This is a genomic window from Bacillus sp. z14 (2026) (genome assembly GCF_058313575.1).
Window position 1 is genome coordinate 1,001,933 of sequence record NZ_JBZFQK010000001.1, and the last position, 13,548, is coordinate 1,015,480.

Annotated in this window: 11 protein-coding genes and 1 pseudogene; 3 read left to right on the forward strand and 9 right to left on the reverse strand. The window is 38.4% G+C overall.

All coding sequences use genetic code 11. The annotated features are described in order from the left end of the window. The first annotated feature begins 403 nt into the window (after positions 1–403). Positions 404–787: a rhodanese-like domain-containing protein gene (locus tag AC4G3O_RS04720; RefSeq protein WP_262365983.1), complete on the forward strand. Its 384-nt coding sequence runs from the start codon at positions 404–406 to the stop codon at positions 785–787. A gap of 57 nt (positions 788–844) precedes the next feature. On the opposite strand, the gene AC4G3O_RS04725 is transcribed toward AC4G3O_RS04720, so the two are convergent. After that, on the reverse strand, positions 845–1,447 hold the full coding sequence (locus AC4G3O_RS04725) for a DUF1836 domain-containing protein (protein WP_066105014.1): 603 nt from the start codon (positions 1,445–1,447) through the stop codon (positions 845–847). Between the two features lie 82 nt (positions 1,448–1,529). Continuing rightward, positions 1,530–2,207, reverse strand: a complete 678-nt coding sequence (locus AC4G3O_RS04730; protein WP_139892497.1) for an NAD(P)H-binding protein — start codon at positions 2,205–2,207, stop codon at positions 1,530–1,532. Between the two features lie 120 nt (positions 2,208–2,327). Here AC4G3O_RS04730 and AC4G3O_RS04735 point away from each other — a divergent pair, with 120 nt between their 5' ends. Beyond that, complete coding sequence (locus AC4G3O_RS04735; protein ID WP_077248062.1) at positions 2,328–2,453, forward strand: DUF4023 domain-containing protein; 126 nt, start codon at positions 2,328–2,330, stop codon at positions 2,451–2,453. A 714-nt stretch (positions 2,454–3,167) separates the two neighbouring features. On the opposite strand, the gene AC4G3O_RS04740 is transcribed toward AC4G3O_RS04735, so the two are convergent. Together AC4G3O_RS04740 and AC4G3O_RS04745 are read right to left on the reverse strand one after the other, a co-directional pair. Continuing rightward, positions 3,168–4,178 carry an NAD-dependent epimerase/dehydratase family protein gene (locus tag AC4G3O_RS04740; protein ID WP_139892499.1) on the reverse strand — a complete coding sequence of 337 codons (1,011 nt, stop codon included), beginning with the start codon at positions 4,176–4,178 and terminating at the stop codon, positions 3,168–3,170. A gap of 155 nt (positions 4,179–4,333) precedes the next feature. Further along, a complete protein-coding gene (locus AC4G3O_RS04745) occupies positions 4,334–6,370 on the reverse strand; it encodes a Na+/H+ antiporter (RefSeq protein ID WP_491135892.1) in 2,037 nt (678 codons plus the stop codon). A 315-nt stretch (positions 6,371–6,685) separates the two neighbouring features. Here AC4G3O_RS04745 and AC4G3O_RS04750 point away from each other — a divergent pair. Next, positions 6,686–7,284, forward strand: a pseudogene (locus AC4G3O_RS04750) (kinase). 78 nt (positions 7,285–7,362) lie between these two features. Here the strand turns inward: AC4G3O_RS04750 and AC4G3O_RS04755 are convergent. From AC4G3O_RS04755 to gcvT, 5 genes are all read right to left on the reverse strand, one after another. Then, the gene (locus AC4G3O_RS04755) at positions 7,363–8,805 is read right to left on the reverse strand and encodes a DEAD/DEAH box helicase (RefSeq protein WP_491135893.1); all 1,443 of its coding nucleotides are present in this window, start codon (positions 8,803–8,805) and stop codon (positions 7,363–7,365) included. Between the two features lie 113 nt (positions 8,806–8,918). Next, positions 8,919–9,413 carry a GNAT family N-acetyltransferase gene (locus AC4G3O_RS04760; protein WP_490551641.1) on the reverse strand — a complete coding sequence of 165 codons (495 nt, stop codon included), beginning with the start codon at positions 9,411–9,413 and terminating at the stop codon, positions 8,919–8,921. A gap of 126 nt (positions 9,414–9,539) precedes the next feature. Further along, positions 9,540–10,997 (reverse strand): aminomethyl-transferring glycine dehydrogenase subunit GcvPB, encoded by a 1,458-nt coding sequence (gcvPB, locus tag AC4G3O_RS04765; protein ID WP_066105034.1) that lies wholly within the window; start codon positions 10,995–10,997, stop codon positions 9,540–9,542. Next, entirely contained in the window at positions 10,990–12,336 is a 1,347-nt protein-coding gene (gene gcvPA, locus AC4G3O_RS04770) for an aminomethyl-transferring glycine dehydrogenase subunit GcvPA (RefSeq protein ID WP_066105037.1), read from the reverse strand. Before gcvPA ends, gcvPB begins: the two co-directional genes overlap by 8 nt. Next, positions 12,333–13,451 carry a glycine cleavage system aminomethyltransferase GcvT gene (gene gcvT, locus AC4G3O_RS04775; RefSeq protein WP_066105042.1) on the reverse strand — a complete coding sequence of 373 codons (1,119 nt, stop codon included), beginning with the start codon at positions 13,449–13,451 and terminating at the stop codon, positions 12,333–12,335. The genes gcvPA and gcvT overlap by 4 nt, the downstream gene beginning before the upstream one ends. Positions 13,452–13,548: the final 97 nt, after the last annotated feature.

Sequence of the window (13,548 nt, forward strand, 5' to 3'; positions counted from 1 at the left end):
ATTAAAATTTTACAAAAAGTAAAGAAAATCAAAGATATAATCTTCTTTTTAACTATTTTCGAACCAAAATAAACAAAATCTCAGCTTGCATATTATGAAGCTTAACTATGCTTCATATAACAGCATTTTTGCATTTTCGACCCAAAATTTTTTTTCTAAAAAATAAATTTTTGTCCATAATGCACGATACTTGATTTATAGTGATTTGTAAACTTATTGTCCTTTCTAATAACGCTATATCGATATAACCATTATTTTGAATCCAAAGACAATATGTCTACCTTCCTAAATGCAATAATTTTTTATCACAAATTCGTAAACTATTACCAGAAAATTTTTTTGCCAGACAAATATACGAACTGTATAATAGTAAAGTGAACAGAAAGAGAAAGTGGGGATTGAATTGCCAACATCATTAATCGTATTAATTGTTCTGGCTGTATTGATCATTGGATATTCCATCTACAGTTGGTTCTCCAGCAAAAAAATGGTTACGACATTGTCCCAAGAGGACTTTAAAGCTGGCTATCGAAAAGCTCAGTTAATAGATGTTCGTGAGCAAAAAGAGTTTGATGGCGGACATATTTTAGGAGCCCGCAACATACCTTCAACACAATTGAAAATGCGTATGAAGGAACTCCGCAAAGATAAACCTGTTTATCTTTATTGTCAAAGCGGAATGAGAAGCACACGAGCTGCTCAGATGCTATATAAAAAAGGCTATCGTGAACTTTATCAACTCGACGGCGGCTTCAAACAATGGAAGGGTAAAATTAAAACTAAATAAAATCAAAGAGCCAATGCAGGGTATGCACTTGGCTCTTTATAATTAAACAGATATTTTTTATGATTTCGTTTTATTACCACTGTTAAATTCATCTACCAGATTCTCTGCTGCTTTTTTATACAGCTGGCTCATATGAGAAAGAGAAGCGATCATTAATAATTTCTCAAAATATTCAACATCGCCATTGAACTCATCCAGAGTGCCGCCTAAATGTACCCCTTCTTCTTTTGCCTCAGAGATACTCTCTAGTATGTCTTCTTTAAATTTATGAGCATTGTGATCAGTCAAGCGCAGAAAGCTGGAATACAGCTCATCAAGCTGTAAGTCTTCCTCTACTATCTTAGTGTTCAAGGGTCCCAGAATCGTTTTAATGTCACTTATAGAGAGTGTCCCTTTCAACTGATAAATCAGGCTGATTACTATTAAATGCCGCTTAGAATATTTTTTATTTTTAATAGGAAAAAATACTTTACCCTTGGCATAATTGTTAATCATCGTTTTAGTTAAAACTTTTTCATCATCATTCCGCTTAGACATTTTGAATTTACTCTCGAATAATTGAATGACTTGATCCATATATAAATCAATATCTGGTATATCCTCTAATGTGATTTTATCTTGCAATCCCAGTTGATTGATAAGTTCTTCATTGTTTTTCATTTTGTAACCTCTGTTTACTAATAGTAATTTCTATTATACATTAACCATTCAGATTCTGTAAGGATGGTGAACTTTTAGCATTTTATAATTTATCGGAATACTTGGCAATTTGCTCTATCTCATAGGAAGCAACTTCATTTATACCCTTTTTATCCTGCAGCGCACATATATACATAGCCTCTGCCACCATTTTTCCTTGTACCGGCTTATATTTCTTAAGAGGACCTTTAAATACAAACGGGCAAGATTTACTGACTAAAGCTGCCAATCCCTCTCCCAATCTAAATTCTTGCCTATTCCCCAATAAAAGTGATGGTCTAAAAATGGTTAGACTGTTTAATTGAAGCTGTTTCAATGCAGTCTCCAGTTGCCCTTTTGTTTTGCTGTAAAACACATGGGATTTTTCATCAGCACCCATTGCAGAAATAATTAAGAATTGACGAACCTGGTGCTGTTTAGCATTCTCTGCAAGCATCAACGGGTATGTATAATCGACTTTCCTAAACGCTTCCTTTGTCTTCGCTTTCTTAATGGTTGTACCCAAACAGCAAAAAATACAATCAACATCACTTGGTAGAGGTTCCTGATCCAATTGTTCAAAATCCGGAAAACTTTCCCTAAGCTTTGAATGTTGAATACCCGTGCTGGTCCTTACCCATACAATCACTTTCTCAAATTCACGTGAATCCAAAAGCGTTGTCACCAACTCCTTTCCAACTAATCCGGTTGCCCCAATTACTAACCCTACTTTACCGGTCATCTATTTTCCTCCATCTACCCTTTATTTTCGTTTCCTCTATTATAATCTATTTTCGTCATGCATGAATTCCATTAAAATTGAGAAAATAACTATAAATCCATAAGAGGGAGGATGAAATATATGAAAGAAGAAAGCACTCATGAATTTGTAGAAAATTTGCATGAAAAGCAACAAAAGGCTGAAAAGAACCAAGCTAAACAAGGATATGGACGTCCAAGCAAAAAACTTCCAAATAAACAGCATTAATACCTTGTAATCGAATGCCATGAGTTATGTTTCTCATGGCTTTTTGCTTACTTGCCAGCCTTTCTTACGATTAATTAATCCCATAAATAGAGTAACACCTATTAGTACCAGAATAAATCCAAAGGTTTACGTTTTGAGATGCTTTTCTAAAAATACTCTGAAGTAATAACCTTTTTGATATCATAAATGGCATAAAGATAAAGAAAACACGCCCCAAAAAACGGCGTGTTTTCTTTATTATAAATATTACTTCTTCTTTAACTAATCCTCCATTAATTTATTAAAATGCTATCTACGCCCACAATTGGGTTCGTTCTTTATACTCCTCTGATAGATTCACCAGTCCCCCCTATTTCCTCCAAGTAGTATTATAGCTTCGTTTGTTATACAAGATCTCAGTCCACCTAGCCTTATATATATTTATACAAGTAGGGGGTGAACAGTTTAGCGGAGGAAATCCATATCAGTCCCACATCCCCGTAAATTCTACCCTGGCTACTGATAGAATAAATCCATATAAAAAGTTCAACCAGAAAGTCCTGGCTGAACTATATAATACGAACCATACCAACTTCCCCTTCCATACGAAAGCCACAATCTTTACGAAACAGCCTTTTGTTAAGGTTCTTTATAATGACCCATTACCTTTTTCATAACAAAAAGGAAGGAAACAAAGCTTCCCTTCCTTTATATATATTTTTCTCTCATGTAGATTTATTCAGCTTTCATATCAACTACGGCTTTTTTTCCTTCCAATATATCCAGACTTAACTGAACTGATTCTCCGATGGCTTTTTCTATATCATCTGGCTGTACACCAAAGTGGTCAACAATTGTCTTTTTATCAATGAAAAGATTTTTAGTAAAGATTTTTGCGAATTCAGCCGTATCCAATCCCAGTTCTATTCCAGCACTCTTTTGTTTTTCTGCTTTCGCCTTCATCGCTTCAATATAATTAGAGGCAGGAATTGTTATGATTTCTTTGTCCGGTGTTCCCATGTATTTATGGAAGATGGTCAGCATTTCTTTCCACTCCATATTATAATAGCCAACCGGATAATTACCTGTCTTCCCATTTATTAAGGCACCAGCAATGCACTCCCCGATCTGCTTCGCTGTCACCATGGTTGTTCCTCCTTCAGGATACATGACAGCTTCTTTCATATTTTGAATCTGTTCAACAAGGAATACCCAAACAGGCTTACGTCCCTGCTGGCTTCCAAAGACATATGGAACCTCCAAAACGGCTACACTCATATCATCATCCCCGAAGGATAAAGCCATATTAGCCTGATCTACACGGCTCCTTATATATGGATGGTGCTTCGTCAGTTCATACTCGGGTAGTTCTCTATTAAAATAAGCAAAATACGACCCAAGTACAACTGAATGTTTGACACCGCATTCCTTTGCTATTCTTAATAGCCGTTCTAATGGTGTAATATTATATTTTTCAAAAAATGAATAGATTGGTGATGGTGCCTCTACTCTTTCATCTACACCTGCCGCAAAAACAAATCCGTCACAGCCTGTTAAATATTTACGAATATCATCATCTGTCAATGTTAAATAATTTCCCAGAGTTATCTCCATTTCTTCAGGAAGGTTACTGCCTTCAGGGATAGGTGGCAGTGACAATGTTGCCACTTCATGCCCTTGTTCAATTAATACCCTTGCGCCTTCAGCACCTAATAAGCCCGTACCGCCAATCATAAATACTTTCATGTTGGTTGCCTCCTCCGTTTCATTCTCCTAAATTTTATCATCTAAGATAGTGGTATATTTGACCAAAAATGTATTTTATGTGAAATCTTATACTCACATTTCCCTTTACCTTTAAACGGTAAACAAAAAAGCTCACAGGTAGAACACCTGCAAGCCTATTCCTCAATTTCCTGAAGCATAACACTCTCCACATAATTCACAAATCGACGTAAATCCTGAGCCAGTTCGCGATTTATTTGGCCTTCTTCATACATTCGCTGAATGTCAGCTCGTTCAGCTTCAATAGCTTTGAAACGTAATTCTTCTTTTTGCTGATCCTTCATACTATTATTTGAACGGGCTTTATTTGGTTGCTTCAGTTTATCAATAATTCTTCGATACTCATAAATGATGGATGAAACATGTGAATTGTTCGTTTCCTCTACATATTTTTCTAGACTTTCAATGGCAGCTTTTGTCGCCTGAATCTGAATATCCCGCATATCATTTAACAAGACTGCTGTCTTTTCGTTTTCCTTGGTTATCACACGCTTATATTGCTTATACTTCCTATATAATTGGCCAAAAAGAGTCGTTATTTTGGACATGAAATTCTCTGTGAGTAAATTTTCTCTTATATCCAGGGACTTCTCGAGTCTTTTCACGATTTCTTCACTTACGGAACCATCAGCAGCAGCCTCCTGGATATAATGTCTTTCTGCTCTTAAACCAACTAAGCGAGCCTCTATTCTCTCTTTTTGCGATACCTTAATAAATTCTAAATCCTTATTTTCATAGCGAATTTGCTCAATCATCTTTTTATATTCACCAATTAACTCGTAACCAGCGGATTGATTCTCCGGCTCTAGTTCTTCTTCAATCCGCTTTATGGCAGTCCTCAATATTTTTAATTTCATCTGAGCATCTAAAAACTCTTTCTCTTCATCACTCTCTGGTTCAATGGCTTTTTTACTGATCAAAGGCAATAGAATAGTCGCAGCTAAAAGAGTAAATAAAATAACACCGCCTGCTATAAATACAATTAGAGAACGTTCAGGAAATAAATCTCCAGTTGCTACAAAGTATGGCATTGACAATACACCTGCCATCGTTATGGCACCGCGTACGCCGGTCAAGCCGGTTAGAAGGGCCACTTTCCAGCTGGGCTTCGATTGTTCTTTTCGGTTAGTTATGTAATAACCCATGCTTAAGAAACAGTAGGACCAAACAATTCGGATAATCATGATAGCCAAACCAATCGCCAGGACATAACCAAGCACAAGCCAATTGCTGATTAGAGGATTCTCTACCGTTGCTCTCATAGAAGAAGGCAAACTCAAACCCAATAATAAAAACACCACTCCATTGAGTACAAACAAGATGATCGACCACATATTCTCAGTGACCACCTGTTCCTCCGCACTTTTCATTCCAGTCTTTTCACTTAAACTGGAATGAACAATACCTGCAGCTACTACAGCAATTACACCAGAGGCGTGCAGGACTTCTTCTGAAACAATATAAACAATAAATGGCGTGACAAATTGCAGCAAAGAATAAAAGGTGACATCCTGTATCCCTTGTCTTCTTAGTGAATAACGGATTAGGATAGCTAATAATCCGAGGATAATACCAGCAATCGCACCAACAATTACCACATAAACAAAATCGACTGCTGCCTCCTGTAATGAAAAATAACCTGTTACAACCGCAGCAACTGCATAATTAAAGGCAATTAAACCAGACGCATCATTAATCAACGATTCGCCTCGAACAAGACGTAAAATAATCGTCGGTAAGTAAATCCTTTCGGCAATTCCATTCACCGCTACTGGATCCGTTGGAGAAAGGATAGCTGCTAAAGCAAAAGCAGCGGCCAACGGAATACTGGGAATCAGCCAGTTAATAAAATATCCGCCAATTATAGTCGTTAAAAAAACAAGAATAAATGCATTGGCCAATATTGGCCAGCGCATTTTCCATAAATCATCGCGTGGAAATCGACGTCCATCATTAAATAATAGCGGTGCAATAAATAAAAGCAAAAACCATTCCGCTTTTAACTCAAATGATAGATCCTGTATGAATAAAGCAAATAAAATCCCCAAAGCTATTTGAGTTAAAGCGGTGGGGATGGATGGAATATAGTGGCTAATAATATTCGATATTAAAAGCATGACTAAAAGCAATATAATTGATAAAAGTAAATCCATTATTCTCCCTCTAACTCGATATTAATAATTTTTATATTCTTCCACAAAAGGAGGCTACTTATTAATATACCCATTCAGATATGTGGAAAACTTTTCTCTTTAATCGGATTCATTACTGTGTTGTAATCGATCCGCGTTTGAAAAGTGGGTGGCATCTGTTCATAATGTCTAGCAATATCCACGTAACCGCCTCCTTTGTATTGCCTTTTCTATAATTATAAAGGAAAATATTTCTAAAGGAGATTAAATAACGGAAAAATCAAATTCTTTTATTTAAGTGAGGACAATTTCAAAGTACAGGAGGCAAGGAAATACATGGGGAATTATATACAAAATCTAATTAATCAATTACCCGAACTTAAAGTAGGACAAAGATTTATTCTTGGTATTGATGGCCTCAGTCGTTCTGGGAAGACGACTTTTACCAAAAGAATGAAACAGTCACTTGAGAAACAGAGTCTATCATTTCACCTTTTTCATATTGATGATTTTATTGTAGATAAAGATAAACGTTATCACACTGGTCACGATGAATGGATTGAATATTACCGACTCCAATGGGACGCGGAGAGGCTAAGAGCTAATTTTTTCAATCAATTAAAGAAATAACTGAGTTACTCCTCCCTGCATATGACCCCACCACTGATAAGCAAAAATGGCAAGTAATCCAGATTCCAGCAACTTCCCTCATTATCGTTGAAGGTATATTTCTGCAAAGAAAAGAATGGAGAGCATTCTTTGATTTTATGATTTATCTAGATCGTTCCAGAGTAACTAGATTCAGCCGTGAAAGCAAGACCACACAGGAGAATATCGATAAATTTCAAAATCGATACTGGAAAGCAGAAGAGTATTATATAAAGAAAGTTACCCCGCTAGAACGAGCTGATTTGGTTATCAAGAATGATGATTAGATCTTTAGGATGGATCTAATTAAAACAGCCCTTCCGAACGATTCGGAAGGGCTGTTTAGATCGGTGAGCATCCTATTATTATTCAAATGCCTCATATACCTTTAATTTCTTTCCTTTAACAGTTTTATTCTTCATAGCCTGTAAGACGATTGGACCTTTATTGTTCAATATTTCAACAAATGTAGCCTGGTCTTGAATTGTGATAATTCCAATGTCTTCAGCAGATATGCCTTCAATTTTTGCAATTGTCCCCACAAAATCGACAGCTCTCAATTTCTTTTTCTTGCCGCCATTGAAAAACAGCTTCATAATTCCACTGTTTAATTCGGTCGTTTTATCTTCCTTTATCTCATTTTCGAACATTTTTGATTCGAAATTCGGCCTGCATTTTTCTACTTCTGCTTCAGTTGGCTCCTCTTTTACCTGAATAGCAAAGCCTATATATTCTTCTGTCTCTCTCAATAATTCTTCATCAAAAGGAGTTACAAAAGAAATGGCTACTCCCGTATGTCCCGCACGGCCCGTTCTTCCCGTCCTATGTACATAGGATTCCTTTTCCACTGGAAAATCGTAATTCAAGACATGTGTAATATTTTCAATATCAATTCCGCGCGCAGCGACATCCGTGGCAATTAAATATCGAAACTCACCCCGTTTAAATTGATTCATAACATCGAAGCGGTCCTCTTGATACATTCCACCATGAATTTTACCGCATGAATACTCCCATTTAACCAATGTATCAAACAGATTGTTTACCTGTTCCTGTGTGCGGCAAAAAACGATGCAGCTATCCGCATTCTCTATCGTCGTAACTTTCCTTAGCAGCTCCGCTTTCTTTTCATGCTTGACCCTATAATAAGAGTGTTCGATCAACTGAGTCGTCATCTCTTTTTTGTTAATTTCAATAAAGATTGGTTCTTTTAAATATTGATTGGATAGTTTTTGAATATCATCCGGCAATGTTGCTGAAAACAGCATGCTGATTCGTTCCTTAGGTAATTCATTTATAATGGCTTCAACCTGATCAATAAAGCCCATATTCAACATTTCATCTGCTTCATCAATTACCAAATAGCGAAGTTCATCAACATTTAATGTACCTTTTTGAATGTGATCCAACACTCTTCCAGGTGTTCCAACAACAATATGATTTTTTTGCTTAAGCTCCAGCTGCTGCTTAGCAAATGATTGCTTTCCATAAACAGCAGCTGCTTTAATCCGCTTAAATCGGCCAATATTCGTTAAATCTTCCTTCACCTGCGCAGCCAATTCTCTGGTCGGGGTTAGGATAAGTGCCTGAGGCTTATTTTCAATCCACTCTATATGATGGCAAATCGGGATTCCATACGCAGCTGTTTTCCCACTGCCAGTTTGTGCTTTTACGATAAGATCCTGATTACCAATCGCAATTGGAATCACCTTTTGCTGGACCTCTGTCGGTTGAAAATAATTCATTTTACTTAATGCCCGAATAATTTCGGGACTTATGTTAAAATCATTGAAGCTATGTTCAGTCATGTATGTTCCTCTTTTTCGGTTACTTAGCTGATTCTCCACTTGAGAGATGCTTTTATCCATTATACCTGATTGGCACTGAATAATCGAAATTAGAACGATACTCTAATCTCAGGCTACCGTTCTAAAACACTGTATAATAATGAATCTCGCCAGCCTTCTCTCATGAACAAATGGTCGCGAATGATTCCTTCTCTAACCATTCCGACTTTCTCCAACACCTTAGCTGAACCTATATTTCTTGGATCACAGGTTGCAAATATACGATGCAGGTTCAGTTCCTTAAATCCAAATTCAATTAACAAAGACGCGACTTCTGTCGCCACTCCCTTTCCCCAATAATCCGGATTAACAACATAGCCAATTTCTCCAGCTTTATTAGTGAAACTTCGTATTGTAAGTTCTCCGGCCCCAATCATATTTCCATTATAAATAATTGCGAAGACAAACCTTGCTCTTGGTTTTTGTGTTGAATCCTCGATTACTTGGCTCACGAATTTTTTCGATTCTTCTTCCGTATTCGGTCCCCATGGCTGATACTGACAAACTATATCCTGTGATGCGTATTTATGTACATCAACCCAATCACTACTAATCATTTCTCTCAGCATGATTCTTTCATTTGAAAGGCAGAATATATTTTCGATCGTATTTCCCTCCCTATCCTGAACGACAGATTATTCATTCTTCTAAAAAAGCAGCTATCTGGTCAGGATAGCTGCTAAAATGTATTCTTATTAATTTTGATATCTCAATACAGGCTTACGAGCAGCCAGTGCCTCGTCCAAACGGCTGATTACCGTTGTATGTGGTGCTTCCTGTACGATTTCCGGATTCTCCTCTGCTTCTCTGGCAATTTGAATCATAGCATCAATAAAGCCATCCAGTGTTTCTTTTGATTCTGTTTCTGTCGGCTCAATCATCATACATTCTTCTACATTCAAAGGGAAATAAATGGTTGGTGGATGATAGCCAAAGTCTAACAATCTCTTGGCAATATCAAGAGCCCGAACACCAAGTTTCTTCTGACGTTTTCCGCTGATAACAAACTCATGCTTACAGTGCTTATCATATGGGAGATCATAGTACTCTGCCAATCTTCTCATCATATAGTTTGCATTTAAGACAGCATACTCCGTTACTGCCTTCAATCCGTCTGGTCCCATAGACCGAATATACGTATAGGCACGGACATTGATTCCAAAATTTCCATAGTACGGCTTTACTCTGCCAATTGATTGCGGACGATTGTAATCAAGCTGATAGCCATTCTCTTCTTTTACAATAAGAGGTTTTGGTAAGAACGGAATTAACTCCTTCTTAACCCCAACCGGCCCTGAACCTGGCCCACCGCCGCCATGTGGTCCAGTAAATGTCTTATGCAAGTTAAGATGAACAACGTCAAATCCCATATCACCCGGGCGAGCCTTGGATAGTACAGCATTCAGATTGGCACCGTCATAGTATAGTTTTCCACCGGCATCATGAATAATTTCGGCCATCTCGATGATCTGTTCTTCAAAAAGCCCCAGTGTATTCGGATTTGTAAGCATTAAGGCTGCTGTATCTTTCCCTACAACACTCTTCAAATCTTCCAGATCTACTAAACCATCCGGACCTGACTTCACGGTAACAGTTTGCAATCCCGCAACTGTGGCTGAGGCAGGATTCGTACCATGCGCAGAATCAGGAACAATTACTTTTACGCGGTCAAAATCACCATTCGCCTCATGATAGGCACGAATCATCATTAATCCCGTCCACTCTCCATGCGCTCCCGCAGCCGGTTGCAAAGTGACTTCGTCCATACCTGTGATTTCCTTTAGACTTTGCTGCAAATCATACATTAACTCTAAAGAACCCTGTACAGCTTCTGCATCCTGCAGAGGATGAACATGTGCAAATCCATTTAGACGGGCAACATTCTCATTAATTTTCGGATTATATTTCATGGTACAGGAACCGAGCGGATAGAAACCGGAATCGACGCCATGATTTCTTCTCGAAAGTGCCGTGTAATGACGCATGATATCCAACTCGGATACTTCAGGCAGCTTTGGTTCCTCTGTGCGAATGAACTCCTCAGGCAAAAGCTCAGTTAATGCTGACTCCGGAACATCCATTTCCGGCAACGAATAGCCGATACGGCCCGGCTTGGTTTGTTCAAATATTAATGGCTGATCCTGTTTATTCATGGAAATCCCCCAATTCCTGTGCAAATCTATCAATCTCTTCTTTTGTACGCAGCTCCGTCACTGCCACAAGCATATGATTGGTTAAGGCAGGATAATCACAAGCTAAATCATAACCACCAATTATGCCTTTTTGTAGGAGCATTTTATTAGCTGCAGCTACAGAACCATTTAACTTAACAACAAACTCATTGAAAGAAGGTCCTTCAAAGGCAATTTCAAGTCCATTTGCTTTTAATTGCTCCTTTGCATAATGCGCTTTTTGGAGATTTTGAAGCGCCATCTCCTGCACGCCTTTCTTACCTAACGCAGTCATTGCCACAGAGGCTGCGAGAGCATTTAATGCTTGGTTAGAGCAAATATTCGAGGTCGCTTTATCGCGACGAATATGCTGTTCCCTCGCCTGCAAGGTTAATACAAACCCACGCTTCCCATCCTCATCAACCGTTTGGCCAACCAAACGTCCAGGTACTTTTCTTATCAGCTTAGAAGTAACTGCAAAATATCCGCAATGAGGTCCGCCAAATGCAGCCGGGATTCCGAACGGCTGTGCATCCCCTATGACAATATCTGCACCAAAATCACCCGGCGGTTTCAAGACACCAAGTGAAAGTGGGTTACTTGAAACAATTAACATTCCTTTATGTTCATGAACAATTTGTTCAATTTCAGCTAAGTTTTCGATTCGGCCAAAGAAGTTTGGATATTGAGTAATAAAACCAGCTACCTCATCAGTCATCATACCCGCCAATTGTTCTGTATCCGTCACTCCATTTTTACAGGGGACAACTTCAAGCTCAAGATATTGGCCTTTTGCATAAGTGGATAAAACAGCCCGTGATTCCGGGTGCACTGTCTCTGAAACAAGCAGTTTCTTACGACGTGTATGTCCTGCTGAGAGCATGGCTGCCTCGGCCAGAGCAGTTCCCCCATCATACATGGAGGAGTTCGCCACATCCATTCCGGTCAGTTCACAAATCATCGTTTGAAATTCAAAAATAGCCTGCAATTCTCCCTGGGAAATCTCCGGTTGATACGGTGTATAAGCGGTATAAAACTCTGATCTTGAGATAACGTGATCAACGATGACTGGCATGTAATGGTCATATACTCCCGCTCCAAGAAAAGAACTATGGGTCCTGAGATTGGCATTTTTCTCGGCCAGCTCAGTTAATTCTTTCAGAAGTGCTGATTCAGACTTTGCTTTTTTTAGCTTGTATTCACCCTTAAACCTTACTTTTTCAGGTATATCAGAAAATAAGTCATCGATTGATTCTACACCAATCGCTGTTAACATCTGTTCAGTATCCTGCTCTGTCATTGGTAAATAACGATGCTTCATTTTTTTACTCCTCCTGCCTGAGTGCGTTTATAAAATGGAGTACTAACAATTTTCGCCTTTAATCTTTTTCCCCGTATCTCAACCTCGACTACCTCATCAAGGTTAGCGAATTCTACATTAATCAGGACAAGGCCTACGTTTTTCTTTAAGGTTGGGGATTGTGTTCCAGTGGTCACTTCCCCGATGTTTTCATCCTTAACGAAAACCGGGTACCCATGTCTCGGAATACCGCGGTCAATCATTTCGATTCCGACAAGCTTTCTAGGGGCGCTATTTTCCTTCTGTTCCTTTAAAACTTCCTTACCAATAAAATGTTCTTTATCGGTTTTTACAGCGAACCCAATCCCCGCTTCGATAGGTGTAATCTCTGGAGATAACTCTTGGCCATATAAAGGAAGTTTTGCTTCAAACCGAAGCGTATCTCTTGCCCCAAGTCCACATGGAACCAATCCCTTATCCTTACCGAATTCTAAAAGATCTTTCCAAAGCTTCACTGTATCTTCACTCTTACAGTACAATTCAAATCCATCTTCACCGGTGTAGCCAGTTCTTGAAACAAGTACACTAATGCCATTTATCATGACATCTTCACGAAAAGCAAAGAAACCAATGGTATTGAGATCTACTTCCTCTGCAAGGTTCTGTAATATATCAGCTGCAAGCGGTCCCTGTAATGCCAATTGCCCTATTTGTTCCGATATATTTTTTAGTTCTACATCTTCGCTCGCATGCTTTTTTAACCACTCAAAATCTTTATCAATATTAGATGCGTTCACAACTAACAAATAATCATCTTCACCTTTTTTATAAATAATCAGGTCATCAACCGTTCCGCCATTCTCATAGCACATAGCAGTATACTGTGCCCGGCCCGTTTTCAGCTTACTGACATCGTTGGTCATCATCAGCTGCAAAAATGGTAAAGACCCAGCACCCTTAATCATGAATTCGCCCATATGTGATACATCAAAGAGGCCTGCTTTTGTACGCACTGATTCATGCTCCTGTTTAATGCCCGAAAATTGGACAGGCAATTCCCAGCCGCCAAAATCAATTGTTTTTCCTCCGTACTCCCTGTACACACTGATCAGCGGAGTCTGCTTTAATTCTCCCATCCTTACCCTCCTAAAATATTCGTTTTATACGGATTCTCTTGCTTGTTATGCCATTTAAATGATTGCTTGTTAACTTATTAAGTAAAACGCCGCTTTT